22 protein-coding genes and 1 riboswitch are annotated in these 26,388 nt (G+C 69.9%); of the genes, 14 read left to right on the forward strand and 8 right to left on the reverse strand.

The genetic code is table 11. The features are described 5' to 3' along the window. Window positions 1–100 precede the first annotated feature (100 nt). From AB0B14_RS00610 to AB0B14_RS00630, 5 genes are all read right to left on the reverse strand, one after another. A complete protein-coding gene (locus tag AB0B14_RS00610) occupies window positions 101–1,564 on the reverse strand; it encodes a PepSY domain-containing protein (RefSeq protein WP_357520354.1) in 1,464 nt (487 codons plus the stop codon). A 169-nt stretch (window positions 1,565–1,733) separates the two neighbouring features. Then, window positions 1,734–2,303 (reverse strand): copper resistance CopC family protein, encoded by a 570-nt coding sequence (locus AB0B14_RS00615; protein WP_357080653.1) that lies wholly within the window; start codon window positions 2,301–2,303, stop codon window positions 1,734–1,736. A 23-nt stretch (window positions 2,304–2,326) separates the two neighbouring features. Then, complete coding sequence (locus AB0B14_RS00620) at window positions 2,327–3,541, reverse strand: Dyp-type peroxidase (RefSeq protein ID WP_357080656.1); 1,215 nt, start codon at window positions 3,539–3,541, stop codon at window positions 2,327–2,329. A gap of 23 nt (window positions 3,542–3,564) precedes the next feature. Continuing rightward, complete coding sequence (locus tag AB0B14_RS00625; protein WP_357080659.1) at window positions 3,565–4,164, reverse strand: copper chaperone PCu(A)C; 600 nt, start codon at window positions 4,162–4,164, stop codon at window positions 3,565–3,567. Between the two features lie 65 nt (window positions 4,165–4,229). Beyond that, the gene (locus AB0B14_RS00630) at window positions 4,230–6,380 is read right to left on the reverse strand and encodes a copper resistance protein CopC (protein WP_357520356.1); all 2,151 of its coding nucleotides are present in this window, start codon (window positions 6,378–6,380) and stop codon (window positions 4,230–4,232) included. Window positions 6,381–6,510: 130 nt separating this feature from the next. Then, window positions 6,511–6,725: riboswitch (cobalamin riboswitch) on the forward strand. Between the two features lie 127 nt (window positions 6,726–6,852). Between AB0B14_RS00630 and AB0B14_RS00635 the strand changes: the two genes are divergently transcribed. The 4 genes from AB0B14_RS00635 (at window position 6,853) to AB0B14_RS00650 (ending at window position 13,188) form a co-directional block, all read left to right on the forward strand. Further along, window positions 6,853–7,365: an acyl-CoA thioesterase gene (locus tag AB0B14_RS00635; protein ID WP_357080665.1), complete on the forward strand. Its 513-nt coding sequence runs from the start codon at window positions 6,853–6,855 to the stop codon at window positions 7,363–7,365. Between the two features lie 108 nt (window positions 7,366–7,473). After that, a complete protein-coding gene (locus AB0B14_RS00640) occupies window positions 7,474–8,466 on the forward strand; it encodes a zinc-dependent alcohol dehydrogenase family protein (protein WP_357080668.1) in 993 nt (330 codons plus the stop codon). A gap of 695 nt (window positions 8,467–9,161) precedes the next feature. Beyond that, window positions 9,162–10,238 carry a cellulose binding domain-containing protein gene (locus AB0B14_RS00645; protein WP_357520358.1) on the forward strand — a complete coding sequence of 359 codons (1,077 nt, stop codon included), beginning with the start codon at window positions 9,162–9,164 and terminating at the stop codon, window positions 10,236–10,238. A gap of 994 nt (window positions 10,239–11,232) precedes the next feature. Beyond that, on the forward strand, window positions 11,233–13,188 hold the full coding sequence (locus AB0B14_RS00650; protein WP_357520360.1) for a translation factor GTPase family protein: 1,956 nt from the start codon (window positions 11,233–11,235) through the stop codon (window positions 13,186–13,188). A gap of 57 nt (window positions 13,189–13,245) precedes the next feature. On the opposite strand, the gene AB0B14_RS00655 is transcribed toward AB0B14_RS00650, so the two are convergent. After that, complete coding sequence (locus AB0B14_RS00655; RefSeq protein ID WP_357520362.1) at window positions 13,246–14,781, reverse strand: hypothetical protein; 1,536 nt, start codon at window positions 14,779–14,781, stop codon at window positions 13,246–13,248. 207 nt (window positions 14,782–14,988) lie between these two features. Between AB0B14_RS00655 and AB0B14_RS00660 the strand changes: the two genes are divergently transcribed. Next, complete coding sequence (locus tag AB0B14_RS00660; RefSeq protein ID WP_357520364.1) at window positions 14,989–15,543, forward strand: hypothetical protein; 555 nt, start codon at window positions 14,989–14,991, stop codon at window positions 15,541–15,543. A 386-nt stretch (window positions 15,544–15,929) separates the two neighbouring features. On the opposite strand, the gene AB0B14_RS00665 is transcribed toward AB0B14_RS00660, so the two are convergent. Next, window positions 15,930–16,358 (reverse strand): hypothetical protein, encoded by a 429-nt coding sequence (locus tag AB0B14_RS00665; protein ID WP_357520366.1) that lies wholly within the window; start codon window positions 16,356–16,358, stop codon window positions 15,930–15,932. Window positions 16,359–16,817: 459 nt separating this feature from the next. On the opposite strand from AB0B14_RS00665, the gene AB0B14_RS00670 reads away from it, so the two are divergent. The 7 genes from AB0B14_RS00670 (at window position 16,818) to AB0B14_RS00700 (ending at window position 21,875) form a co-directional block, all read left to right on the forward strand. Further along, window positions 16,818–17,681: an ALF repeat-containing protein gene (locus tag AB0B14_RS00670; protein WP_357064470.1), complete on the forward strand. Its 864-nt coding sequence runs from the start codon at window positions 16,818–16,820 to the stop codon at window positions 17,679–17,681. 366 nt (window positions 17,682–18,047) lie between these two features. Next, window positions 18,048–18,326, forward strand: a complete 279-nt coding sequence (locus AB0B14_RS00675; RefSeq protein WP_357520368.1) for a hypothetical protein — start codon at window positions 18,048–18,050, stop codon at window positions 18,324–18,326. After that, window positions 18,327–18,599 (forward strand): hypothetical protein, encoded by a 273-nt coding sequence (locus AB0B14_RS00680; protein WP_357520370.1) that lies wholly within the window; start codon window positions 18,327–18,329, stop codon window positions 18,597–18,599. Between the two features lie 36 nt (window positions 18,600–18,635). Further along, on the forward strand, window positions 18,636–19,097 hold the full coding sequence (locus AB0B14_RS00685; RefSeq protein ID WP_357520372.1) for a hypothetical protein: 462 nt from the start codon (window positions 18,636–18,638) through the stop codon (window positions 19,095–19,097). A gap of 292 nt (window positions 19,098–19,389) precedes the next feature. Continuing rightward, window positions 19,390–19,965 carry a suppressor of fused domain protein gene (locus tag AB0B14_RS00690; RefSeq protein WP_357520374.1) on the forward strand — a complete coding sequence of 192 codons (576 nt, stop codon included), beginning with the start codon at window positions 19,390–19,392 and terminating at the stop codon, window positions 19,963–19,965. Window positions 19,966–20,125: 160 nt separating this feature from the next. Next, the gene (locus AB0B14_RS00695; protein ID WP_357064463.1) at window positions 20,126–20,587 is read left to right on the forward strand and encodes a hypothetical protein; all 462 of its coding nucleotides are present in this window, start codon (window positions 20,126–20,128) and stop codon (window positions 20,585–20,587) included. A 493-nt stretch (window positions 20,588–21,080) separates the two neighbouring features. Then, complete coding sequence (locus AB0B14_RS00700; RefSeq protein ID WP_357520375.1) at window positions 21,081–21,875, forward strand: hypothetical protein; 795 nt, start codon at window positions 21,081–21,083, stop codon at window positions 21,873–21,875. A 282-nt stretch (window positions 21,876–22,157) separates the two neighbouring features. On the opposite strand, the gene AB0B14_RS00705 is transcribed toward AB0B14_RS00700, so the two are convergent. Then, window positions 22,158–22,697: an RNA 2'-phosphotransferase gene (locus tag AB0B14_RS00705; protein WP_357520376.1), complete on the reverse strand. Its 540-nt coding sequence runs from the start codon at window positions 22,695–22,697 to the stop codon at window positions 22,158–22,160. A gap of 676 nt (window positions 22,698–23,373) precedes the next feature. Here AB0B14_RS00705 and AB0B14_RS00710 point away from each other — a divergent pair. Together AB0B14_RS00710 and fxsT are read left to right on the forward strand one after the other, a co-directional pair. Further along, window positions 23,374–23,694 (forward strand): hypothetical protein, encoded by a 321-nt coding sequence (locus AB0B14_RS00710; RefSeq protein WP_357520378.1) that lies wholly within the window; start codon window positions 23,374–23,376, stop codon window positions 23,692–23,694. After that, window positions 23,691–26,051, forward strand: a complete 2,361-nt coding sequence (fxsT, locus tag AB0B14_RS00715) for an FxSxx-COOH system tetratricopeptide repeat protein (RefSeq protein ID WP_357520380.1) — start codon at window positions 23,691–23,693, stop codon at window positions 26,049–26,051. The genes AB0B14_RS00710 and fxsT overlap by 4 nt, the downstream gene beginning before the upstream one ends. Window positions 26,052–26,388: the final 337 nt, after the last annotated feature.

Here is a 26,388-nt window from a genome sequence, read left to right on the forward strand (position 1 = left end):
GGTACCGGTCCCTGGCCCGCACCAACTGCATCCGATGGTGAATGCCCAGCTTGTGATATATGGAGCGGAGTCGCCTCGGCCGGGCGGCCGGACCGCTCGGTCAGCTCCCGGCGGGTGCCGGGGAGGTGGGAGCCTCGGCGGGTCGTCGGCGTCGGGACACCGCACCGGCGACGATGTCGATGACGAGGAAGGCCAGCAGGGTGAGTCCGAACAGCGGCAGCGCCCAGCCCACCGCCACGACCACCGGTACGCCGATCAGCAGTGCCCACAGCGGCAGGCCGCGTACGCCGGCACGGGCCGGCGGGGTGCCGGCGAGGGCGCGGCGGTCGGTGCGGGTGGGTCGGCGTTGCCACCACATGCGGTAGCCCCAGACGATGACGCAGAGCAGCCCGAGGGCGAGCGCGGCGAGCAGGATCTGGTTGACCAGGCCGAAGAGCAGACCCATGTGGGCCTGGATGCCGAGGCCGCTCAGTTTGGCCAGCAGCGGCCAGTCGGCGAAGTCGCTGCGGGCGGTGATCGTGCTGGTGGCCGGGTCGACGGCGATGCGGTCCTTGGCGACCGGCCAGGTGTTGTCGATCTGCGTGACGGTCCAGGCGAAGCCCGGCTCCGGCGCGGGGATGATCTCGACCGGCCCGGAGAGTCCCGCGTCGCGGGCGACCGTCTGGACCCGGTCGAAGGCCGCCGACTCGACGGTCCCGCCCGCCCCGGCGTCACCGTGGTGGTGACCGCCGCCGGTCTCGCTCGGAACGGCCGCGAGGCTTGTGGAGATCTCCGGCGTGCGGGCGTTGAGCGCGTCCAGACCGGAGGCGAAGTTCGCGCCGGCGTAGCGGGACCAGGTCAGGCCGGTGGCCGAGAGGAAGAGCAGGCCGACGGTGAGCCAGATGCCGGTGGTGGCGTGCCAACCCCGGGTGCGGCGGACGCCCCTGCCGGTGGACAGGTCCGGCACGAGCAGGTGCCGGGCGGTGGCTCGGGCGGCGCCGCGTCGACGCCACCAGAGGATGACTCCGCCGAGCGCCAGCACCCACAGCCAGCTCGCGGCCAGCTCGGAGTAGTTTTCGCCGACCGTGCCCAGGTGCAGGTGGCGGTGCAGGTCGTCCAGCCAGGTGGTGGCCGGGGTGGAGCCGAACCAGGTGGTGAGCTGCCCCTGGGACTCGGCCGTGTACGGGTTGACGTAGACGGTGTGCTGGTTCTCGCCGAGCTCCGGCAGGGAGAACACGACCTTGGTGGTCCGGTCGCCGTCGCCGGGCTGCACGGCGGTGATGCTGCCGGTGGGGTGCGCGTTCCGCGCGGCCCCGACCTGCTCGGCCAACGGGAGCTGACGCTCACCCACCTGGGCGACTCTCAGCTTGTCGCCGTAGAGGAACGAGTCGAGTTGCGGGGTCGTGGTGTAGGCCAGGCCGGTCAGCGCGGCGACCACCAGGAACGGGGCGACGAGGATGCCGGCGTAGAAGTGCAGCCGCAGCAGCAGCGCGCCGAACGGTGAGGTGCGCCGGGGCGGCCGGGCCGGTCTGTCGGGTGTGGAGGTTTCCGGCCTCGGCGTGCCGGACAGCTCGGTAAGAGACATGGTGATCCGATCGGAAGAGTCGGGACGCACCCGAAGGCGTTTCCCGTCCTGGTCTGGTCGCCCGGTGCCGTGTCGCGTCGGCCCAGTCTGGTAGTCGGGTCATCGACCCCGGTGGTTCCCGGACGATGGGGAAGATCGGGTCGGCCAGGATCGCGGGCGAGCGGTCGGATCAGCGACGGGTGGCCCGTCGCCGCCACAGCAGCCCGGCCGCCAGCACGGCGAGGACGGCAAGCACGGCCCCCGCGACGAGTACGCCGGCACCCGGGCCGCCGTCGCTCTGCACCCCGGCGGCGGCGGAAGCGGTGGCCGCCGACGTACCGGCGCCGGCAGTCGGCGCGGCGCTGGACGCGGGGTCGGCCACCGTGAAGGGGTACGACCCCTGCACCGGGTGCCCGTCGACGGAGACCACCCGGTAGGCGACGGTGTACGTCCCGTTCGGCAGCGTGTCGGTCACCTGGACCGTGCTCTTCGCACCGGCGACCACCGGCTCGCCGGTGGCGAGTTTCCGCTTGGCGGCGTCGGTGAGCACGATTGTCGTGAACGCGGGGTCGAGCCGCTGCATGAATTCCAGGGCGACCTCGGTCGGTGCGCTCGGTACTGTCGCGTCCCGAGCCGGCGTCGCCGACTTGAGCGAGTTGTGCGCCCAGGCCGGGGCGGCCGGGACGAGCAGCGCCACGAGGACGGCGAGCACCGCCGCGCCGAGCCGGACGGCGGTGGGGCGGGACGGCGGTACGGTCATGGCGATTCTCCGGGTTGGCTGACTCATCCGAGCACCTGCTCGCCGACCCATCCTCCCGGTTGGCAGCCGGGCGGGACGGCGAAGACGGCGGACCCGATCGGCGTGGTCCACTCGTTGAGCAGGTCCCGGTCGGCCAGTCGGCGTTGGATGGGCAGGTACTGCCGGGCGATGTCAGCCTGGTACGACGTGAAGATCAACCCGCTGTCGGCGTGGCCCTCGGCCGTCGGCACCCCGTCGTAGTTGTAGGGCCGGCGCAGGATCTTCAGCCGGTCGTCGGTGACATGCGCCCGGGTGAGGTGCGAGAAGTCGGGAATGACGGTGAGCCCGTCGGCGCCGGTGGCGGCGAAGTCGGGCTCGTCGTGCTCGGCGGTGCCGGTGAGCGGGGCGCCGGTGTCGAGCCGCCGCCCGATGGCCAGCTCGCGATCGGCGCGACCGAGCAGGTCCCAGGTCTCCATGTTCATGCTGATCCGCCGCACCACAAGCGTGGTGCTGTCGCGCAGCCACGCCGGGCCGTCCGGCACCCAGAGGGCGGTGTCCAGTGGGGTGCCGGGCCGGGGATTGGCGGTGCCGTCGAGCTGGCCGAACAGGTTGCGTTGGGTGTGGCCGCCCAGCTCGACGCCGGGGCTGCGCCGGAAGCCCTGCTGGACCCACCGGACGGTGGCGAACGGCCGGCTGTCCTTGATCAGGACTCGTTGGGCGTGGGCGACGGTGACCGCGTCGTCCGCGCAGATCTGCACCAGCAGGTCACCGCCGGACCAGGCCGGCTGGAGGCGGTCGACGCGGAACGAGGGCAGGTCGGTGACCGAGGCCGGCCGGCGGTCGTCCACACCGGCGGCCCGGTACAGGCCGGGCCCGAAGCCGAAGGTCACGGTCAGCCGTGCCGGCAGCAGCCCGAGTTCGGCCTCGGTGTCGGCAAGCGCGGGTTGGCCCTGGGTGAGACGGGCCGCGTCGTCGGTGAGCAGCCGCAGCATCCGACCCAGCGCGGCCCGGTCGGTGCCGGCCCGCAGGGTGAACGCCACGAACGAGGCGTGCGCCTGTGGCTCGGTGGCCACGCCGGCCTGCCGGGGGCCGTGGAACGGCTCGACCAGGCCGCCGACGGTCGCCGCCAACGTCGTGTCGGCGGCGGTCGCCGGCGGTGGCTCGGTCCTCCCAGCGCGGGTCGCGGCGATCGCGGCCCCGCCGGCCAGGACTCCACCGGCGGCCAGGGCTCCGCCGGTGAGCAGTCCACGCCTGCTCACCGGCCGCACGGGTGGTGACTCGGTCACGACGCCGGGCTCATGCTCATTCCCGGCGTGGCACTCATGCCGGTCACGGGCGCGCCGTGCCCGGGGGCGTAGCTCTCCTGCGCGCCGGTGAACGGCTTGACCACCGCGGTGAACTGCTGGGTCCTGCCGTCGGCGAAGGTCAGCGTGACTGACAACTCGTCGCCGGCCTGGACGGGCTTGGTGAGGTTCATCAGCATCAGGTGGTCGCCGCCGGGCTCCAGGGCGTGCGTGCCCCGGGCCTTGACGACGATGCCGCCCTGCTTCTGCCGCATGACCATCTTGCCGTCCTGCATGGCCATCTCGTGCAGCTCCATCGACGACACCGAGGTCGTGGCGCGGGTCACCGTGACATCGCTGTCGCCGTTGTTGACCAGGGTCCCGAACGCCGCCGTCATGCCCTTGTCGGCCGCCTTCACCCACGGGTCACGGATGCCGACCACGCCGGCGTCCGGGTTGGCCGAGGCCGACGCGGACGGGCCCGGCTGTGCGGTCGCCGGGGAGTCGGACGAGCCGCAACCCGCCGCACCCGCCGCCAGGATCGCGGCGGCGAGGACGGTGACCGAGCGGCGTAAACCGAGCGGGCTGGTGGTGCGCATGTGTTCTTCCTCCGTTGATCGCTGCTGGCTGTTTGGTCGGCCGCAGCGGGGAGAAAGTTCCGGTCTCAGGGCACGTTGATCGTGAACTCGGCGGTGTGCACCTTCCCGGCGATCTGGAAGTCGAAGAACGCCCGGTACCGGCCCGAACTCGGGGCGGTCAGCCAGAACTTGACCGACCCGTCGACCAACTCCTGCTCGGGGTGGACGTGCACGTACCCGAGATCGCCCTCACGGACGACGACCAGATGCCCGTACGCGCCCAGGTACCGCTCCAACTGGGCGGGAATGGTCGGGTCGGCGCTGACCTGGAAGTGCATCGGCGCTGTCACCCCCACCGTCGGGGTGCCGTTCATCGACACCGCGTACGGCCCGGCCGTCGCCTCGGCCCGCACCGGCGGCAGCGCGGTCGGGGTGTGCGCGCCGGGCACGGTGTGGTCGACGCCCAGCACGAGCGGGATCTGCGTGCCGTTGGTCGCGGTGACGGAGAAGTCGGCGTAGACGCGGTAGCCGCCGGGCCGGGCCAGCGTCAGGGGGACGCTCCAGGTGCCGTCGGGCGCCATCGTCGGGTGCAGGTGCTGGTAGCCGGACAGGTCGCGGCCGACCACGATCATGTGCAACGGCTTGTCGTGCACGACCGCGAAGCGGGTCGCCGGCTGCCGGTCGGTCCCGACGATGCGGAACCGGTAGTCGGCGCGTACACCGGGGGGTTGGGTCCGCTCCAGCGGTTGCAGGGTGTAGCCGCCGGCGCTCACCGTCGTGCCGGTCGCCAGCGCCGCGCCCGTCGCGTCGTCACCCCGATGCGTGTGCGGCCCCGTACCGGACGAGTGTTGGTGCCCATCGGTCGCGGAGCCCTCCTGCCCCGCGGTGGCCGGACCGCCCGCGGGCTGTCGGGCGTCGCGGCCCGCCGGGGTCTCGTCGCCGGTCCCGATGCGGGCCAGCCCGAACCCGGCCAGCAGGGCGAGCACCAGCCCGCCGACGAGCAGCGCCAGGTGGGTGTTGCTCAGCCGGGACCCGGGCGTCGCGGCGGCGAGGTCGGTGTCGGGCCGTGGTCCGGAATCGACCGCCGGCTCGTCGTCCGTGCTGGCGAGGGGCTTCTCCACCTGATCGGTCGGCGTCGGCTCGACGGTGACGCCCGTGCGGGCCGTGACGACCGTGTCACCCTTGCGCGCCGCCGGCACGGTGGCGGGCCGCCGCCTGTCGCTAGCGGTACGCGCGACGACGCCGGCCGCCGCGCCGACCTCGCCGGCCGTGCCCCCGCTGGTCCTGCCGCCGCCGGCCTGGGCCCCGACGGTCTTGCCAGCGCCGGTCTTGCCAGCGCCGGTCTTGCCTCCGCCGGTCCGGTCCCCGGCGGCCTTACCCCCGACGGTCTTGCCGCCGGTGGTCTTACCAGCGCCGGCCCGGTTCGGAGCACGGGTGCCACCGCCGCGTCGACCGGAGGTCGCCGCCGAGGTACGGCCCCGGCCGGTGGGTGTGCCGGCGGAAGCCGATCGGCGACGCCAGACGACGAACCCGGCCACCGCCCCGACTGCCGCGACCAACGCCAACCCGGTCCAGGCCAGTGCGCCGGGACCGCTCTTGTCGGTCGACCCGGTCTCCGGAGCCGCCGCAGCCGGCGGGGTCGACGGATCGTCCGCCGTGGTCGGCACCGCAGACGCCTGCCCGGACGTGTTGTGCTGCTCGGCCGCGGCCACCAGCGCCGGGTCCGGCTGGGTCGACGGCGGGCTCCACCCCTTCGGCGCTGCCGTCACCCGCCCCTCGTAACGGAAGGTCAGGGTGCCCCGCACGGCGTCGCCGTCCGAGGCGACCGACAGGTAGCTCACCGAATACTGGCCCTTGGCGGGCAGGTGGGCGACGGCCACCACCGCGGGGAACCCCGTCGTGTACTCCCGAGGCTCGAACTTCCCGTTGACCAGGAAGTACTCCCGTACCGGCTTCTCCAGCGGCTGCGGCTCCCCCGGCGACCAGCCGTTGTCGACACGGGTGCCGCCCGGGGCGGTGATCGTGAAGAACGCGTTGGCGGCGGCCTTCTCGGTGAAGAGGAGCCGCACCGACGTCAACGGCTCGCGCACGGTGGCGCCGCTCGCCGGTGTGGACGTGGCGAGGGTCCCGTGCGCCGCGGCGGGTTGGGTGGACGCGAGGAGGGCGACCGCCGAGGCGAGGAGGAACGCGAGGAGGCCCGAGACCACCCGCCCGCAAGTCTGGGGGAGACGACGCATCTGGATATCCTCACCCGCGCGAGACTTTTTTCAAGAGGTGACGATCTTCTTCCTCGAACGACAAAAGTCGACGATGCGGTCATCCGCCGCCGCGGCCGGACGCCCCGGGTGGACAGATCCCCAGGCCAGCTATGCTCCCCGCGGCGCTGGTTCGCCCCGTCGTGACCGGCTGGGCGTCGTAAGAGGGAACCCGGTGGAAATCCGGGGCTGCCCCGCAGCGGTGAGTGGGAACGACCGCCGTCATCAGCACTGGGCCAGTGGCCCGGGAAGCGACGGCCAGTAGGGGACCGGCACGACCGGTCGGGCCCGCGAGTCCGAAGACCTGCCGGCGCCGCGTACACAACCGTGTGCGCTGCCGTCGGCCTCGCGGGTGGGCTGAGCGGGTGACCGGCCGTGCGTGTGGTGCGCGGCCAGATCCTCGTCAGCGTGTCCGCGAACCGGCGGTGTGGGTTCCGAGGGACGGACTACCGCTGTGCACGACACCGCCACCATCGCCGGCCGAGCGCCGTCGGCGTCGCACCTGACCCTGTCGCAGATCATGGACCAGCACCACACCAACCTGATGGGTACGGTGCACGGCGGCCGGATCCTCAACCTCATCGACTCCGTCGCCGGTGTGGTCGCCGCCCGGCACTCCGACGGGCCGGCGGTGACCGCCGCCATCGACGAGACGGCGTTCCTACGCGCGGTGCGGGTCGGCGACGTCGTACACGTCGACGCCCGGATCACCTGGGCCGGCCGCAGCTCGATGGAGGTGGCCGTCAAGGTCACCGCCGACCGGTGGGACCGGGCGGTGCCACCCACCGACGTGGCCACCGCCCACCTGGTCATGGTCGCCATCGACGACGACGGCCAGCCTCGTACCGTGCCGCCGCTGCTACCGGAGACCGACGGGGACCGGCGACGCTACCGGGAGGCGGAGATCCGCCGGAAGCACCGGCTGGCGCTGCGACGCGCGTTGCTCGACGGTGCCGAAGAGGACTGACCCGCGCCCGGCCCGCCCGTGGCGGCGCTGGCGTGGTCCGAGGAACCCGCCCCGCCGCCGGTCCGGTCGGATAACGTCCACGTGAAGACTCGATCACGGAGAGTGTGGATGGTTATGCGCGCTGCGGTGCTGCGGGAGTTCGACGTTCCACTGACGATCGAGGAGATCGATCAACCCACCCCCGGGCGCGGGCAGGTGCTGGTGCGGATCGTCGCCAGCGGCGTCAACCCGCTCGACACGAAGATCCAGGCAGGAAAGGCCGCGCACGCGCGTGTCCAGCCTCCTGCGGTGCTCGGCCTGGACCTCGCCGGCGTCGTCGCGGCAATCGGCACGGAGGTGACCGGCTTCGCGCCCGGAGACGAGGTGTACGGGCTGTGCGGGGGCGTGGGCGACCTGCAGGGTTCGCTGGCCGAGTACGCGGCCGTGGACGTGCGGCTGCTGGCCCGCAAGCCGGACACCCTCTCGATGCGGGAGGCCGCCGCGTTGCCCCTGGCCGCGATCACCTCCTGGGAGGGGCTCGTCGACCGGGCCGGGGTCCGCGCCGGGCAGAAGGTGCTGGTGCACGGCGGTGCCGGCGGTGTCGGCTACGTGGGCGTGCAGCTCGCCCAGGCGCGCGGCGCCGAGGCGTACGCCACGGGCGGGCCGGCGAGCATGCGGGTCATCGAGAGCCTGGGCGCCGTGCCGATCGACTACACCACAAGCAACGTCGAGGAGTACGTGCAGAGATACACCGACGGCGAGGGGTTCGACATCATCGTCGACAACGTCGGTGGCCCGACGCTCGACGCGTCGTTCGCGGCGGTGCGCACCTATCACGGGCATGTCGTCAGCGCGCTGGGCTGGGGCTCACACTCGCTCGCCCCGCTGTCGTTCCGAGGCGCGACCTACTCCGGGGTGTTCACCCTGCTGCCGATGCTGACCGGGCGGGGCCGCGAACGCCACGGCGACATCCTGCGCGAGATCGCGACGTTGGCCGATGCCGGAGCGCTGCGCCCGCGACTGGACCCACGCACGTTCACCCTCGACACGGTCGTGGACGCCCACCGGCTGGTCGCCAGCGGCACCGCCGAAGGCAAGGTCATCGTGGCCGTCGCTGATTGAGTAGAGCCCTTCGTTCACCGCGGAGTGCTCAGCGGTTCTGCGCAGCGGTCGACAACGCTCTATGTTGCCTGGCAGGGAGGTGTGCGCAGGTCAAGGCGGTAAGGAGCCGTTGGCTGGCCCGGCCTTGCAACTGGGAGCAGATTGGGTGCAGGTTGGCGAAGCGGTCTCCGCGCCCGAGGTGCTCACCGACGCCGGACAGAGACGATGGCTCTGACCTGCGGTGATGCGGTCAAACGGTGCGGTGTGACCTCCCAGTAGATGTCGAAGTGGTCAGGCGTTGCTGCTCCCGGGATGGCTGGTGCCGGCCGACCTCTCGGTTCGCCTAAGGCCACGCCTATAGGTCTGCGTCAGATCGATGTGGAGCGTTGCGGGTGAGCTTGGTGGAGTCCGTTGCAGTTCCGTCATTCGAGACTCCGATCCCACGGGCAACGCCCTGACCAGGCGCTTCGGGGTGAAGACCTCTTCGGCGGACCCGAAGTGGCCTACCAGGTAGTGCAGGGGTTTTGGGTCGCTGGTGGTCTTTAGCAGTCCACTCTTCTGCCTGCTCGGCGCTGTGGCCGCTACCGATCAGCCATGGGTGGGCTGTCCGTTGTCCTGCCGGCGGCAGGACTGCCGTGCGTGCCTTGACAGGAAGGCGGAGCAGCAGGACAGTCGACATTCTCATAGACGTCCAGCTATTTACGGCGAGGTGTGCCATGCGGAGGTCGCTGACTGCTGTGGCCGCCATCGCTGTTGCCATGGTCGCGATGATGGCCGCGATCTCGCACGCCAGTGCGGCGAACGCGGCGGCCGGGTGCCGGGTGAACTACGTCGTCACCAGCCAGTGGACCGGTGGCTTCCACGCCGACATCGCGGTCACCAACTTGGGTGACCTGGTCAACGGGTGGACGCTGCGGTTCGCGTTCCCTGCAGTCGACCAGCGGCTCACGCAAACCTGGAGCGCCACCTGGGCCCAGGCGGGCCAGCAGGTCAGCGCGACCAATCTGGGCTGGAACGCGACCCTGGGCACCAATGGCTCCGCGAACATCGGTTTCGTTGGCGCCTGGTCGGGCAGCAACCCCATACCGGCGTCGTTCACGCTCAACGGCGTCACGTGCACCGGCGGCGTCCTGCCCAGCGTGACGCCGACCCGGACGACCACACCGCCGGTCGCTGACTACCCGGCGATTGTCACCTGGCTCAGCCCGACCGCCGGCGCGGTGTACACCACGCCGGGAACCGTGCCGCTGGCGGCGACCGCGACCGTGGGAGGCGGCCACAGCATCACCTCGGTGTCGTTCCGGGTGGACGGCGTCACGGTGGCCCGGGGGGTGAGGACGACCGGTGACCGGTACGAGGCGCTGTGGACACCACCGATCGGGGAGCCCGGCACCAGCACCACCTTCGTGCTGTACGTCTCGGCCGGCACCGACCAGTCGCTGTCTGGCGCTGCGCCGCCGTTGCTGGTCACGGTGGTGACGCCGGCGTCCACCGGCACCAACCACCCGCCGGCGGTGGCGTTGAGCACCCCCGGCGGGCAGACCTACTTCCTCGAGCCGACGACCGTCACGCTGGTCGCCGACGTCGCCGACACCGATCCCGGGGACCTCGTCAGCCGGGTGGAGCTTTACCTCGGCGCAACCCGGCTGGCCGTGACGCCGACCAACAGCGGACAGCGCTACCAGTTCCAGACGGCCCTGTCGGCCGGCACGTCGTCCACCTTCACCGTGCGGGTCCACGATTCCCACGGCGGCCTCGGCATCTCGAACCCGCTGACCTTCACCATCCGTTAGCGCCTCGGCCCTCCGTTAAGGGCTGACCAAGGTCCTTCCACTGGCCGTCGATACGTTTGCGAGTCGGCACGGCGCTCTGGGTCAATTCGACCAGGCCATCGGGGTTGGCGGTGACCGTCGTGGTGGGTGAACCTGCGGCGGTCGCCTCAAACAGCTTGCTGGAGCAGTGGCGTTGCGGGTGAGCTTGCTGAAGTCCGCCGTAGTTCCGTCATTCGAGACACCGATCCCACGGGCAGTGCCCTGACCAGGATCTTCAGGCTGGAGACCTCTTCGGCGGACCCGAAGGCGTCAGCGTTGGCGCCCCTGCGGAGGCAGTAGGGCGTCGTCCCGCACATTAGCCGATGTGGGTGCACTCGATCTTGCGACATGCGGGCGGCTGATCGCGGCACCGCGGAAAGGGGTTGGGGAGCCTCCGGGACCGCGCCGCGCAGCCTGGCCGCCTCGGCGAGGGTGAGCGGTTGGGCCGGACGCGTAGCAGCTGGCGGGTGTCGAGGTCGAAGAAGCTCAGTGTCTTGTCGGTGCGGATGCCGACGCGTTGCCCGCCGAGGATCTCGGCGGCCAGGACGATGTGCTGGCCCGGGAGACAAGGACAGCGACGCTCACCGCGCGGATCGCCGAGGGCAGCCGCGGTGGTGAGCTCCGCGCGGGTACGCCTTCCGCAGCCCGTAGACCGCGATCGCTGAACTCGTCACGCGACACCATGGGCGGCCGGTCTGACACCCCCTGACGCGGCCACCGCCACGCCGTTCCACCGGCTCGCGGTCAACCGCCGGTCACGAGCGCGGTTCGTGTGCTGGTTGTGGGCTGGGCGAACAGGCCGATGCGTCGCTGTTCCGGACCGAATTCGGTGGCGGCGATGGCAGCGGCCCGGTAGACCTGGGGAATCATTCGCCGCCGCAGATGGGCGCGGCAGGCGCTCGGCCACCACGAGGAGTGACAATGCGAGCAGCTTCCACGCTCCGGACCCCTGACCGTCTGACCGTGGAGTGCTGCTGTGGCCCTGTTGAACCTCGGGATCGTCGCCCATGTTGACGCCGGAAAGACCAGCCTGACCGAACGTCTGCTCTACGAGGCCGGCGCCGTCGCCCAGATGGGCAGCGTCGACGCCGGCACGACGCGCACCGACTCGATGGAGTTGGAGCGCCGGCGCGGCATCACCATCCGGGCGGCCGTCACGTCGCTCACGATCGGTGATCTGAGCATCAACCTGCTGGACACCCCCGGCCATCCCGACTTCATCGCGGAGGTCGAGCGGTCGTTGGCCGTGCTGGACGCCGCCGTACTCGTGGTCTCGTGCGTGGAGGGGGTGCAGCCGCAGACCGTCGCCATCTGGCGGGCACTGCGGCGCATCGGCGTGCCTACGGTGTTCTTCCTCAACAAGGTGGACCGCCGCGGCGCCGATGTCGACCGGGTGGTGGCCCAGCTACGCCAGCGGCTCGGCGCGCGTCCCGTCGTGCTCACCAGGGTCACCGGCCAGGGCGGGCACGCCGCCCAGGTCCGGGCCGTCGCCCTCGACGCCGACCCGCTGGTGGAGGCGGTGGCGGAGGTCGACGACGCGCTGGCGGCACGGTGGCTGGCCGACGAGCCGGTGCGCGTCCGCGAGGTTCGGCGCGCCATCCGCACGGCGGTACGCCGCTCGGTCCTCACTCCGGTGGCGTGCGGCTCGGCGATCACCGGAGCCGGTGTGCGGCAACTGTCCCACCTTCTCGCCGACCTGCTGCCGCACGGCAGGGATCGGAACGGTCCGCTGGCGGGTACGGTCTTCGCCGTCGACCGGGACGGGCACGGCCGGCGGGCCTGGGTGCGGTTGTGGTCCGGGCGTCTGCGCGTACGGGATCGGGTGCAGCTCGCCGGAGCCCGCCCCGAGACGGTGACCCAGATCGCGGTCAGCGAGCCCGACGGCGTGGTCGTGCGCCCCTCGGTGTCCGCCGGGCAGATCGCCGCAGTGCGCGGCGTGTCGGCCCGGATCGGCCAGCACGTCGGCGACCCGCCGCGGCGGCACGTCTACCGTTTCCCGCCGCCGACCCGGCAGGCGATCGTCGAACCCGTCGACCCCGCCCAGCGTCTGGCGATGTTCGCCGGCCTGGCCGAGCTGGCCGACGAGGACCCCTTGGTGGACCTGCGGCTCGACGAGCAGCAGTCGGAGGCGGTGATCCGCCTGCACGGCGAGGTGCAGAAGGAGGTGCTGGCCGCTCTCCTGAAGGATCGGTACGGCGTGCGGGTGCGCTTCTCCGGCACGCTGACGGCCTGCATCGAACGGGTCGCCGGCACCGGAGCCGCCGAGGAGCGGGTGCAGGAGCGCGGCAACCCGTACCTGGCCGGTCTGGGGCTGCGCGTCGAGGCCGCACCGGTCGGGCACGGCGTCGAGTTCCGACCCGGCATCGAGCCCGGCCGGCTGCCGCCGGCATTCGTCGCCGCCACGGAGGAGGGCGTGCGGGCCGCGCTCCGGCAGGGCCGGTACGGCTGGCCGGTCACCGACTGCGTGGTCACCATGGCGGCTTCGCGCTACTGGCCGCGACAGAGCAAGCCGCACCAGAAGTTCGACAGGTCGATCTCGTCCGTGGCTGCCGACTTTCGCAATCTCGCGCCGGTCGTGGTCGCGGCGGCGCTACGCCGGGCCGGCACCCGGGTGTGCCACCCGGTCGAGCGGTTTGACGTCAACCTTCCGCAGCACGCGGTGGAGGCGGTGCTGGCGCTGCTCGGCCGACTGGGAGCGGTGGTGGACGACACCACCGTCGCCGGCGGCTACCTGGAGGTGAGCGGCACCCTGCCGTCCTCCCGGGTGCCGCGGGTCGTCGCCGCGCTTCCCGACCTCACTGGCGGCGAGGCCGTCCTGACCACCACGTTCGACCATTACGCGCCGGTGACCGGTCAGGACCCGCCGGCGCTGCCCCGGCGCGGACCCGATCCGGGCGACCGGGAGGCGTGGTTCCGTGCCGTACCGCGGTAGGCCGCCGACGCCGAAGGCCCGGCTCCTCCGTCGGGAGGAACCGGGCGGTCGGTCTGGTCAGCCGACCATCGTGTTGCTGGCCCAGGTGGGCGTTGCGTCGCTGTCGCGGTAGAGGACCAGGTTGCCGTCCTCCTGTATCCACAGGGTCGAGGCGCCGCGACCACCGGTCCTGGTGGACCAGGTGATAGTCCCGTCGGCCCGGTAGAGTGCGAGGTTGCCGTCGGAGGCGTTGACCAGCCGTACGCCGTCGCGGGTGTTGGTCGCCCAGAGCGCGGCGCCGGTGCTGCGTCGGTAGAGCACCGTGTTGCCGTCGTCCTGCACCCAGAGTTCGAAGCGGCCGTCGGAGGAGCGCAGGCCGGCCCAGCGGCGCAGGGCCTGCCCGGTACGCAGGTTGGCCGGTACGGAATCCGACAGCCGGACCGACAGATCGCTGAAGATCGGCTCCTTTGGGGCGTAGTCCCGCGTCACCACACCAAAGTTGCACTCCGGGTTGCCGGAGTCGACGCAGGCGTCCCGGTAGGAGAACAGGAAGAGCGGCCCGGTGTAGCTGAGCGTGCGCCACAGGTGCACACCTTGGACCAGGTGATCCCGGAGGGTCTCCCGACTCAGCGCGGTCGCCCCGGACGTGGGGTAGCCGAACTCAGTACCCCAGATCTTCTTCGCGCCGTCACCGTGCTTGACCATGACCGAGTGCACGTAGGCGAGTTCACCGCAGGGCGGATTCTCGCCGGACGGGCCGAAGAGGTTCCACCAACGGTTGACGCACTCGGCCTTGGCCGGGCCCAGGCCGGAGTTCCACGCCGGGTACGGGTGGTGCGCCACCGCGTCGAAGTACCGGCCGTACCCGTTGCGGTAGGCCCAGTCCAGCCAGAGCGCCGACTCGTTCGGGTTGCCGGTGCTGGTGACCGGGGAGCCGTTACCTGAGCCGCCGGCGAGCACCACACAGTCCGAGCAGGCGGCGTGGATGCGGGGATGGGCGAGCTGGACCAACTGCCAGTAGCGGGTCTTGCGGTCGGTGGCGTAGTTGCCGAAGCCCTCGTAGTCGCCGGAGCGCCCGATGTTCGGCTCGTTCCACACCTCGTAGGCGTGCACCCGGCCGCTGAAATGCTGCACGGTCTTGTCGACGATCGTGGTCCAGTCGGCGTCGACGGTGGGAAACCACTTGTCGGTGGTGTTTCCGCCGTTGGCCCAGGGTGGTGCGTAGGCGAGCACCATCAGCACCCGGATGCCCCGGTCGCGGGCGGCGTCCACCACCGGGTCGAGCCGGTCCCAGCGCAGCGCGCAGGTGCGGCACGGCTGCACGTACCACCAGTCGAGGTCGATGCGGATCATCGGCGTGCGACCGGGCAGGTAGGCGACCATGTCGTCCAGCCTGCGGTCGAGGCTGGTGTCGAGCAGTCCGCTGCCCTCGGCGAAGCCGACGTCGAACGGGCCGTGCGTTGCCGCGACCGGCACCCTGGCCGGCACCCGGCCGGTGGCACCCGGCGGTGCGGCCAGAACCATCAGCATGAGCAGGGCGAGCATGGCAAACGGCAGCCAGCGGGCGGGCCGACGGATCCGGTCCGGCAACCTGCCGATCGAGCTGGTCGACACTCTGAACCTCCCCGTGACGAGACAAATCCACCGCGGACGATGCCGCGGGTGAGTATCGCGCATGCCATCGGCGCCGCCGGAGCCGGCCGGGTGCCGCGGTGCCAGGGCCGCACGTACGGCTGGGGTCGCGTTCGCGCTCAGCGGAAGGCGTCGCGCGCAACGCTGTAATCGTGTAAGCATGTAATCAAGACAGCGTAGGAGGTTGCCATGTCCCCTCGTCTCGCCCCACCCGGAGCACGCCAGGACCCACCGCCCGCCGACGACGCCACCGGCTGGATCACCGGCGCGATTCCGGACGGATGGTTCTCCGAGCCACCGCAGGTGGTGATCGACCGTGACGAGATCATCATCTGGGGGCGTCTCCCCGAGCCTTACCTGGCCGACGACGCCACCGACGCCGACCGGACCGCCGCCCAGGCCGGCCGGATCCACCAGTTCCGCGAGGACACTCGCGACGACCGGATCCGGGTCGCCCGACAGGCCGAGCACCGCTACCAGCGCAAAGTGGGCTGGGGCATCCGCTGCGGCGACACCGCACAGCTCTTCACCCACCTCGCCGCGCCGGTGATGACCCGACTGCGTCAGCCCGAGCGGCAGATCCTCGACACGCTCGTCGACGCGGGCGTCGCGCGGTCCCGCTCGGAGGCGCTCGCCTGGTGCGTCCGGCTGGTCGGCCGGCACACCGACGACTGGCTGTCCCAGTTGCGCCAGGCCATGACCACGGTGGACGACCTCCGTCGGCAGGGGCCGGACGTCGCCTGACCGCCAGCCGGCGGAGTTCACCCTCCGGCCGGCGGCAGGCACGGACGGGCCCCTATGTGACGGCGGCCCGTCCGTGCCGGCCGGATCTGCCGGCACCTCCGGCTGATCTCCCTGCGGGGCCCTGTCCCCGGCGATATGTGCACGCGCATCGCGCGCAGGTTGGGTAGCGTGCCGACCATGATCGACCTTGTCGAGCGGCACTCCGTCCTCGCCGTGCTGGTCGCTTTCCGGGCGTAGGGGCTGCACGGCCCGGGTTCAGGCCACGACCGGGTCAATGAAACAAGTAGCCGAATTGAGTGCGCCCGCACAACTGTGGAGAGCTGCTGCGTGACGCCAGGAAGGTCGGCCTGCTGCCGGGCGGTGTGCGTGGGGGCGGAGAGGGGGCCTCAGCTCAGAAGCTTTTCCGTGAGGTCCATCAACCGCTCGGCGTCGCGGGGGTCGAGGGTCGGGAAACTGGGCGGGAGTCGCTTGCCCCGGTCGACGGCGGTCACCGGCGCGGCCGGCGGCGCATCCAGGAACTGGTGAATCGGCGCCACCGCGTCTGCGACAGGTCGGGCCGCCACTGCCGCCACCGCCAGCAGTCCTCGGACCACCAGCGGGAGTGCGCTTCGATCGCCGCTCTTGGTGAATCCGGGATGGTAGAGCACGTATCGGGCGCGGCTGCCGGACTGTTGGCCGAAGCCCACGCCGAGCAGGTCGTTGGCTCGACCGGCCTGCAGTTGTGCGGCGATGGCCGAGTAGCCCGACGTCGGCTGCGGGTCGGCCCAGTGCACCTTGCCTTTGGTGACCCCGACACCAGCTACGTTCACGATCACCGGCGCGGTAGCCCGGTCCAGGGCCGGACGCAGGCCGAAGCTGAGCAGATATCGACTGAGGTAGTCCTCACCGGCTGACCACCGGGTCCGGCCCAGGGCAACGCCTTCATTCAGTTACGAGACACCCCTTAAGTAACGAGCGCCCGAAGGTCAGCATCCAGCGGCTCGTCTGACCCAGCAGTACCGCAGCGAAGTGCAGCAACCGTGCCGGCCGCACCGAGCCGGCAAGCGCGTCAGCAAGCCGTCTGACCTCGCACCAAGCCTGGCCTGACCGGCTTGCCCTTCTCGTGTACAGCGAAGTTGTCGGGGCCTGCTGCTGCTCCCGGGCTGCGCTCGGCCAACCGACGGGGCCGGTGCTCTAGGGGCTCAGGCAGGCGCAGGGGTCCGTGCGGATCTCGGAAACCTTGTATGTTTCGCACTGAAGATCATCCACGTGAGCGAAGGGAACAATTGGTCCACATGCGACTAAAGATTGCCGCCGGCATCCTCCTGGCACTGGCCCTCCTGGCCCCGGCGACATCGGCGGTGGCTCAAACCAGATCGCTCGGGGCCGCCGAAGCATCCTGCCAGGCGATCGTGTACACGGATATTCGCGAGCTTGTCACGATCGACCTCGATACCGCCTCGGACACCGAGGTGCGGGTCCTGGCCAACCAGATCATGGCTGCGGCGGTCAGGGACTCGTTGACCACGTTGCCCGGCCGGATCCAGGCGGGGTTGGATGGCACTGCGGGCGATCTCCGTGCGTTCCTCAAGGCGGGCCTGTGGGTCAGTTGGACTACGGATCTGCGGATCGCGGCGAACCGGACGATGCCGAAGGGTGGGGAGAACGTGCGGGCGGCCGCGCAGGTGGCGCTCGACAACGGGACCATCGATGCCCTTCTGACCTACCTGAACCACGGCCTCTACATCGCGCGTGCGCTCGACGCGGGGTCCCTCAAGCTGTTCACGGATGTTCGCGAGCTTGTCACCGTCGACCTCGATATTGCCTCGGACACCGAGGTGCGGGTCCTGGCCAACCAGATCATGGCTGCGGCGGTCAGGGACTCGTTGACCACGTTGCCCGGCCGGATCCAGGTGGGGCTGGACGGCACTGCGGGCGATCTCCGTGCGTTCCTCAAGACGGGCCTGTGGGTCAGCTGGACTACGGACCTGCGGATCGCGGCGAACCAGACGATGCCGAAGGGTGGGGAGAACGTGCGGGCGGCCGCGCAGGTGGCGCTCGACGACGGGACCATCGATGCCCTTTTGACTTACCTCAACCACGGTCTGTACGTCGCGCGTGCGCTCGACTGCGCGTATCAGCCAGCGGCGTCGGCCTGACGTCTCGGAGTCCGTCGGGTGTCTTCGTCGGCTGTGGACGACGGGCTCGGGTGGGCCGCACCATGCGGGGGCGGCCCACCCTCTCGGCGGGCCCGACAGGTGGGAAGTCGGCTGACCCGCTCCAGGCTGGCGGCGTCGAACAGGTCGACCAGGACGGTCTGGTCGCATCCGCCCAGGCCAGTAACGGCGATCTGTTGAGAACACCTGCGGGACTCTCCGTCTCCGCTCCGGTGGCCGCAGCCCGGTCACGAGCGGGGATCGGGGGAGCCGGGGAGCAGGGGAGTAGCTCTCTATGTCGCCTGATCGGGAAGTGTGACCCGAACAAGCCGGTTCACCCCAAGCACAAACGGCCCATACCCTGCTCAGGTGGACGTGGAACAGTGGAGGTGGGCGGGGCAGGAGCGCTTTGCGGGCTTTTGCCTCACCTTCGTGCAGAATCGAGAACCGGCCGCAGTCGCGGCGTCGCTCGGCGCCGACTCCCTGACGCTGATGACACTGGCCGAGGCGGAGCAGGCCCACCCAATCAGCGGGCCCGGGGCGCTGATCCGACTCGGCGCGTTCGGCAACTGGGTTTTCTGCTTCGAGGACCGGGCCCCGATCGCGAACAGGACGTCGGCGATCACGCGCCTGTCGGAAGGCACGTGAATGCTGCAGGTCGTCAAGAGCGGCGACGGGATGGTTATCGTGCGTGACGTCGTCGACGGGCGGACGATGGAGATGTTCGAGCCCGGCGGGGCCGTCTACGTGGATGGACCGCTACGGCCACGGGTCGCGGCCCTCCTGCCTGTGACCTCCAGGATCGTCGCGGCGCTTGCCGTGGTGGGCGACGAGGTCGGGGCCAACCTGGACCGTGCAACCCTGGATGGTCTGCTCGCCACCGCCCTGAGCAGGCACAACGAGCCGGCCGGCCGACGCTGAAGATCCGGCTGACGTCGCCTCCACGAATGGAGAGTGATGGAAGCGATCACCCGACTGTGGCTCGCGGAGCGCCTGCCAATCCGGGACGGCCTGTATCGGTCGGACGGCTCGGCCCGGGATGTGCGCGTTGACGAGATGGTTTCCGGTGGGCTGGCGCTGCTGGAGTCCTTCAACCTCGAGGCGTTCCTCGAGCCGGACCCGGAGGAGACGACCTCGATCATGGTGACGGGGGAGCGCGAGCTGCCCGACCGCGCCGGCTACCTCTGCTGCGGGGAGGGGTCCTACGGATCCGAGGGGTTCTTCGCTCGCCTCGACCAGAGCCGGGAATTGATGTGGGTCGTCTACCTTGAGAACGCGAACCCATTCGTCCAGATCAATGTCGCCGGTACGCAAGCCGGCTTCCTCTCCAGTTCCGGGGTTTCCGTCACGGTCGACCTGACCGGTCCGGACTTCGGTCCGTCCGGACCGAGGGACCGTTCGCTTCCGACTGAGTCCTGACCGTGTACCCGGAGCGAACCGTCGGCCACCCAGGCCGCGATTCAGGCGCTTCACGCCAACCTGGCCGCCGATTCGGCCGCGTACCAACGGCAGCTCAAGCGACGCCGCGATCCGTCTAGCCGAGACAGAGGGCCAAGGTCTACCTGCCCACCCTGGTCGGCGGTACCGCGGTCACACTGCCCACCACCGTTTCGCTGCTGGGCGACGGCGGCGCGTTGATCAACGTCGGTGACGTCACGGCGCCCCACGAGGGTGAGGACATGATCTTTACCTGGGTCCGTAGGGTGGCGGCGTGGCAGAGGTGACCGAGGCGAATAGGTCTCTAGCGCGGACGGTGGGGGCGGTCTTCGGCGGACGGCCGAGGGTCACCCGCTTCTGGGATGGCAGCCACGAGTCACACGTCGAGATCCTGACCAGTGCCGGCCAGCCGCAGGAGGGGGTGACGTCCTACGCGACCATCGGGTTGTCGGATACGCCTTTGCCCGGACGGGTCGTTCCCCCGCTGGGGGTGGAACTCGTCGGGGTCTGCTACAGCGACATTGCCGCTTATCCGAAGGTGCTTGCCCGGGCTGCTTTCCAGGTAATCAACTCGGGCTGGCGCTGTGAGCCCGGCGCGGTCTTTCCCGGGGTGGTCTCCGCGCACCTGGAGACGGCCCTCAACCACCTCCTCCTGGCACCGCCCTTCCTCTGGGAAGACGAATTGCCCTCCCGGGTGGTGGGCGACAAGACAGTGGCTTGGCTGTTGGCTCTGCCGATCTCCGAAGGGGAGGCGGACTACCGGCGGCGGCACGGCGCTGACGCCTTGGAAGACCTGTTCGAACGTGCGCAGATAGACATCTTCGACATCGGCCGCCCGTCGGTCGCCTGAGCTGGCGATCCGCCGACGGGCCGGGAGCGGCGCCGGACAACCGGCGCTCTACCTGCGGCTCCACGTTTCCGAAGGTCAGAGTCGATCTCCGCGCGTGGTCGGTTCCCGCGCTGGATGACAAGAGCATCAGAGTGTCGTACCCGCAAGTCATGATCGGGGCATGACGGCTGCCTCGCAACACGCGGCGTACTCGATCCAGGTGCTGATCAGCGACTGGTTGCTTATCGACGGGACCATGGACAGCCACGTCCAGTCGGCCATCGATGGTGCTGTTCCCGACGGCCGGGAGGAACTGCCGAGGTGGGATGCCGAAGCGGAGACAGAGACGACGCGACTGCCGACGGTGGCCCAGCTGGGTAGCAGCATTCGGCAGGCGGGGTGGGACCAGATTCCGGGGTGGCCACATGATGCCGAGGGCTTCCGAACATGGCCGGCTTCTGGACAAACGGCGACGATGGTGCTAACCAACGTCCAATGGAACCTGGTTATCTTCGCTTTGCATTACTGGGCAGAGGTCGCTGTGCGCTTGTCCGACGCCGAGGGAGCGGCCAGGTCTCGGGCCATCGCCACTGTCATCGGGCAGCGGCTTGCCGAACAGGGCTGGTCGCCAGCACCGCCCTGACGGATCCGTGGTGCGTGGGGGACGAACTCGGTGCGCTCATCTGCCGCCGACCAGGCGTCAGTTTGAGTAACAGTCGACGCGCGAGGCGCGACCTTGCCGACGACAGTGCGCCTGGTCGTCCCGGGCATACCGCCGCCGTGCGCCGTATTGCCGGCACTCCACTGAGGCGGGAGCTGGGGGTTAGGAATGGAACGCCCGGCGTGGATCCCCGGGCCTCCTGCCTGAAGCCGTTCTGTTCAAAGGTACTGTTCGCGACCGGCAGTGCCGGTTTGGACACGACCTGGATGGCAGCGGCGCCGGCCGCCACGGCGCGCCGTAGCGCCTCTCGTCTATCGCTGGGTCGGGCCGGTTTCCTCGACACACTGACCGGCAAGCTGATCCAGTTGACCAGGCCTCGAAGAAGCGGCACGTCGAGAAGGCCTCGGTTACGAGACGTGCGACTACGCCTTGTACAGCTGGAAGAAGTAGCGGATGCGAGTGGTAAGGGCAGATCGTGGCAGGTGAGCAGGGCAACCGGTTGATCGTCGAGCACGAGGAAATTGTGGGGGTCGACTTTTCCGGTCAGGGGTTGACTGGGCTCGTTGGCGTCGGTGCCCGTTTCGAGCGGTGCCGCTTCGACGGATTGCGGTTCCAGGACGTCGCGCTCGGCGCGGGTATGGAGTTGTCGCAGTACGTCGAGTGTTCCTTCGACGGTGCGGTGCTGACCGGAGTGGCTGGCTACTCCCGGCTTGTTGGTTGCACCTTTCGCGACGCGGACATCCGTGATCTGACGGCGGGCCATTTGGAGCTTGTCGACTGCGTCTTCTCCGGGCGGATCAGGTCGACGACGTTCTGGGGCGCTCCGCCGCCCGGCTCCGCGGAGCAGTTCGCCAGCGATCTGGCGTTTCTGGCGAGGCAGGGGCGGGCGGAACCGCCGGGGTATCGGGAGCTTGTGCTGCGGGAATCCAACGAATTTCACGGCAATGATTTCTCCGCCGCCGACCTGGTCGGTACGGCGTTCCGCTTCGGCGTGGACCTGACTCGGCAGCGCCTGCCGGGCGGCCCGGACTACCTGTACGTGCCGAACGCCGAGGCCGCCCTGCACCGTGCCCTGTCACTGTTGGCCGACCGGCCGGCGGATGACGTCAACGCCCGGGTGGAGCGGTCGTTGCGGCGGATGCTCGACCGGGAGGTCGGCAACGGTCAGCGGCAACTGCTGTTCCGCGAGACGAACTACAAGAGCCGGGGGGCCCTGAAGCCGCACAACCAGCTCATGTTCGAACTCCTGCGGCAGGCCGCCGGCACGTAGCCCACTCGGGACCGTGCGCGACACTAGACTCGTGGATCAACGGCTGAAGGTGCTGTGGTGACGGCTTCTGCACCTGCGTTCGAGCGCGGCGGCGTCCGGTGCGCTTCTTGTCGCGGAGCGACACTCGCGTCTGGTTCGACTGGACCCCCAGACGGGAGCGCCGTTGTGGGAGCAAAACGTTGAGGGCTGCCGGGGCACTACCGCCGAGCCGGATGTCTGGTGTCGCATCCCGTTCGAGCCGCACGCACTCCGCCGGAAACAGCGGTCCAGGACTGGCCAGGGTTAGGCGAGCAGATAGCTGGCAGGGACGGCGTCGGTGAGCCAGACGCCGTTGGCGCTGCGGTGGAACACGTGCCCGTCGGCGGCCATCGCCGCCGCGTCGATGGTGAGGATCACGACCCGGCCGGCCCGTCGGGTGCCGACCCGGTGGGCGGTCTCGGTGTCGGCGGAAAGGTGGACGTGGTGCCGGCCACCGCGGTGCAGACCGGTGGCCCGGATCGACTCCAGCGCACCGGCGCTGGTGCCGTGATAGAGCCGGTCCGGTGGGGTCACCGGGGGCAGCCCGAGGTCCACCGGGACCGAGTGACCCTGGTTGGCCCGGATCCGCAGCACCCCGTCGGTGCCGCGCTCGACAGCGAACCGCTGCTTGTCGTTGCCGGCGACGACCGCGTCCAGCTCGGCCCGCTCGATCCGTAGGGCGGCGAGCAGGGCGTCGACGGGAGTCCAACCGGCCGGGTCGAGCACCAGGCCGACCCGGTCGGGATCGTGCCGGAGTGCCTTCGACATCCGTTTGCTCAACTTCACCAGGTGCTCGCGTTCCACGGTCGTATTGTGGTCGACCTCCGTCGCTCGAATCGAGAGGTTTTCCGACGACACCGAGCCCTGGTCTTCCGCGGGTGGGCCTGTCGGGTACGGCCGGCCGGCTCCGACCTGTCTACTGGAAGGCGGGCCATCCGAAGATCGTCGCGTCCCGGGACCCTCAAGGAGGCCGACCGCAGTGCCCGGGTGATCGACGGGAACCAGCATGGCGCAAGCGAATCGGCACGAATCCAGCAGGAGCACCCTCGTCTGTCGCTGGCAAGGCGCGGTGATCGTGAGCGTGCTGCCCGATCGACCGAAGCGGCTGCGGGAGAGCCAGCGCTGTCGCCAACCAAACACTGGCCGGCAGCCCACGATCGGTCGGCGGTTGGCGGCCCGGGGCGAGCTCCGGCGTCCTGTTTCACACCGAAGAGTTCGCTGGTTCGATGCCAGCATCGCCTACGCAGATAAAGGCCACTTCCCAGTCCTGGGAGGTGGCCTTCCTGCTTGTACAGCGGCTCGTGGTTGGTCTCTGGGTGGTGTGACTGTGCGTGCATCGGTGTGGTACTGATCGAGGTTGCTGATATCCGGCTCGGAGGGGTGAGGGCTTATGGATCCGGATGTGACTTGGTTGGCTGGTGCGGTGGTGCCGTACGTGGCGGCGGCTGCCGGAGCGTATGGGGCGGGTGTAGTGGCGCGGGTGCAGGAGGTGGCGGCAGACGCGACGGTTGGCCTGGGTGGGCGGCTGTTGCGTCGATTGCTGGGGCGCGAGGAGTCGGCTCCGATGGTGGAGGCGGCGGTGATGGATGTGGCCGAGGACCCGGCTGATGAGGATCGGTTGGCGGCGTTGCGGTTGCAGATCCGCAAGGCGGCGGCTGCCGATAGCCAGTTAGCTGTCGAGTTGTCGCAGATGCTGGCTTCGGCTGGGGTGACGATCACAGCATCGGGTGGACGGTCTGTCGCGGGGCAGACGATTAGCGGGGTGGTGATCACCGGGGATGGCGGCCAGGTGACTCGGTGACCGATCGGAATGTTGCCGGCCCTGGTGGGGTGAGCGCTGAGGGCGGCCGGTCGGTCGCGGCGGGTGAGATCAGCGGGTTTGCCATCACGGGGGACGACGCGAAGATCGATGCGCGACGGATCGAGCTGCATCGGGCGTCGGCGGCACCCGATACGGGGAGGCGGTTGCACAACCTGCCCAAGCCGGCGATGCGGTTGTTTGTGGGGCGTGAGGAGGAGTTTGCTGAGCTGGAGGAGGTGTTGTCCGCCGGTAGTGGGGTGATCTGTCAGGCGGTGCATGGTCTGGGTGGCGTGGGTAAGACCGAGTTGGCGTTGCAGTACGCCCACCGGTGGCGCGACCGATATCTGGTGCGGTGGTGGGTTACTGCTGATAGCCCGGCGGCGATTGAGAGCGGCTTGGCGGCGTTGGCGGCCCGGGTGAATCCGGAGTTGGTGCTGACGGCGACGGCAGCGGAGGCTGCGGGCTGGGCGGTCGGCTGGTTGCAGAACCAGTCCGGTTGGTTGCTCGTGCTGGACAACGTGGAGCAGCGCTCGGATGTGGAGCCGCTGTTGGCGCAGTTGGACACCGGGCACCTTTTGATCACGACGCGGCGTGATGTGAACTGGGAGACGCTGGTTGACGGGTGTCTGCGTCTGGACATGCTGGATCGTGAGTCCGCGGTGCGGCTATTGCTGGAGCGGGGGGAACAGCAGGATCTGTTGGCGGCGGCGGTGTTGGCCGACGAGTTGGGGTACCTGCCGTTGGCGTTGCAACAGGCAGCCGGCTATCTAAGGCAGACCCGCCTCCCGGTGTCGGTCTATCTGGATCGGCTGCGAGCGCAGCCTGCCGAAGTATTGAACACAATCGCGGAGGGAGACCAGGCAGAGCGGGCGGTGGCGCAGGTGTGGCTACTTACCCTCGGCCGGCTGCGCAAAGTCCGGCCGGCAGCGATCGATTTACTGCGGATCTTGTCGTGCTACGCACCCGACGACGTGCCGCGCTCGATCTTGGCCGGATATGCCGACCAGGCCGGTGCTGTTGACGAGGCGCTGTCGGCGTTGGCGTCGTACAACCTGGTCACGCTGACCCTGACGACAGTCAGCACTCACCGACTTCTCCAGACGGTGGTCCGCAGCCAAGCGCAGACGCCGGCGGAGGTTGACTGCCACGACGAGCGCGGCGACCTGTCCGAGTCGTTGTGGCAGCAGGTCGTTGATCACGCGTTGGCCCTACTCGACCAAGCCCGCCCATCAGGCAACCCATCAGAGGAAGTCGATGCCTGGCCGCAGTGGAGGGTGTTCACCCCACACGCCGAAGCGATCGCCCGACACTTTCCCGAGGACACCGTAGATCTCACCTTCGCTTACCTGCTGGGCCAACTGGGGTTCTATCACTACACGCAGGCCAGGTACCACCAGGCCGTACAGGCTGAAAAGTGGGCGTTGAAGATCAGTGAGCTGGCGTTGCCGGCGGGGCACTCCACCATCGCGCTCCGGTTGGACAACCTGGCGCACACGTTGGGTGCTTTGGGGCAGGCGGAGGAGGCGCTGCCGTTGCAGCGGCGGGCGTTGGCCCTCAGTGAGGCGGCGTTGCCGGCGGGGCACCCCACCATCGCGCTCCGGTTGGACAACCTGGCGCACACGTTGGGTGCTTTGGGGCAGGCGGAGGAGGCGTTGCCGTTGCGGCGGCGGGCGTTGGCGATTAGTAAGGCGGCGTTGCCGGCGGGGCACCCCGACATCGCGACCCGGTTGGACAACCTGGCGCACACGTTGGGTGCTTTGGGGCAGGCGGAGGAGGCGTTGCCGTTGCGGCGGCGGGCGTTGGCGATCAGTGAGGCGGCGTTGCCGGCGGGGCACCCCGACATCGCGCTCCGGTTGGACAACCTGGCGTCCACATTGGGGGATCTGGGGCAGGAAGAGGCGCTGCCGTTGCGGCGGCGGGCGTTGGCGATCAGTGAGGCGGCGTTGCCGGCGGGGCACCCCACCATCGCGACCCGGTTGAACAACCTGGCGCACACGTTGAGCGCTTTGGGGCAGGCGGAGGAGGCGCTGCCGTTGCGGCGGCGGGCGTTGGCGATCAGTGAGGCGGCGTTGCCGGCGGGGCACCCCGACATCGCGCTCCGGTTGGACAACCTGGCGCACACGTTGTGCACTCTGGGGCAGGAGGAGGAGGCGCTGCCGTTGCAGGAGCGGGCGTTGACGATCAGTGAGGCGGCGTTGCCGGCGGGGCACCCCGACATCGCGCTCCGGTTGGACAACCTGGCGCACACGTTGTGCACTCTGGGACAGGAAGAGGAAGCGCTGCCATTGCAGGAGCGGGCGTTGGAGATCAGAGCAGAAATTCAGCGTAGAAGGTCTAGCTCGAATGATGCAGGCTGACCGCAGCAACCCTGGTCAGCCCGGATCGGGCGAGTGACTTCCTGGTTGACGATAGAGTCGCACCCTCGTGGACTACCACGGACGTCGCGCGATGTCCGAATTGAGTTCAGCGACGCGTAATGGCTGCTCAGATGGGCTTGGCTGTCACCTCGAGGTCAAGGATTCCGAGGACACGACGCATTGCACAGGCGCCATGCGCGGCTATGGGCGTGTGCTGACAGGCAATGCTCCCGATCCAGACGCGATGCCCGCTCACCGAGCCTCAGCGAGCGGTGATCGAGCGTCTGCTCCTAGCCGGCGTCGCTGGCGGTGATCACGACGGCTACTTCGACACTGC

Origin of the sequence: Micromonospora sp. NPDC049171, from assembly GCF_040648275.1 — a bacterium.
Classification (GTDB): Bacteria; Actinomycetota; Actinomycetes; order Mycobacteriales; family Micromonosporaceae; genus Micromonospora.

Excerpts from the sequence above, each read along its gene's own strand:
- AB0B14_RS00610 (WP_357520354.1), bottom strand. The coding sequence starts at position 1,564 with ATGTCTCTTACCGAGCTGTCCGGCACGCCGAGGCCGGAAACCTCCACA.
- AB0B14_RS00615 (WP_357080653.1), bottom strand. The coding sequence starts at position 2,303 with ATGACCGTACCGCCGTCCCGCCCCACCGCCGTCCGGCTCGGCGCGGCG.
- AB0B14_RS00625 (WP_357080659.1), bottom strand. The coding sequence starts at position 4,164 with ATGCGCACCACCAGCCCGCTCGGTTTACGCCGCTCGGTCACCGTCCTC.
- AB0B14_RS00630 (WP_357520356.1), bottom strand. The coding sequence starts at position 6,380 with ATGCGTCGTCTCCCCCAGACTTGCGGGCGGGTGGTCTCGGGCCTCCTC.
- AB0B14_RS00640 (WP_357080668.1), top strand. The coding sequence starts at position 7,474 with ATGGTTATGCGCGCTGCGGTGCTGCGGGAGTTCGACGTTCCACTGACG.
- AB0B14_RS00645 (WP_357520358.1), top strand. The coding sequence starts at position 9,162 with ATGCGGAGGTCGCTGACTGCTGTGGCCGCCATCGCTGTTGCCATGGTC.
- AB0B14_RS00660 (WP_357520364.1), top strand. The coding sequence starts at position 14,989 with ATGTCCCCTCGTCTCGCCCCACCCGGAGCACGCCAGGACCCACCGCCC.
- AB0B14_RS00670 (WP_357064470.1), top strand. The coding sequence starts at position 16,818 with ATGCGACTAAAGATTGCCGCCGGCATCCTCCTGGCACTGGCCCTCCTG.
- AB0B14_RS00680 (WP_357520370.1), top strand. The coding sequence starts at position 18,327 with ATGCTGCAGGTCGTCAAGAGCGGCGACGGGATGGTTATCGTGCGTGAC.
- AB0B14_RS00685 (WP_357520372.1), top strand. The coding sequence starts at position 18,636 with ATGGAAGCGATCACCCGACTGTGGCTCGCGGAGCGCCTGCCAATCCGG.
- AB0B14_RS00695 (WP_357064463.1), top strand. The coding sequence starts at position 20,126 with ATGACGGCTGCCTCGCAACACGCGGCGTACTCGATCCAGGTGCTGATC.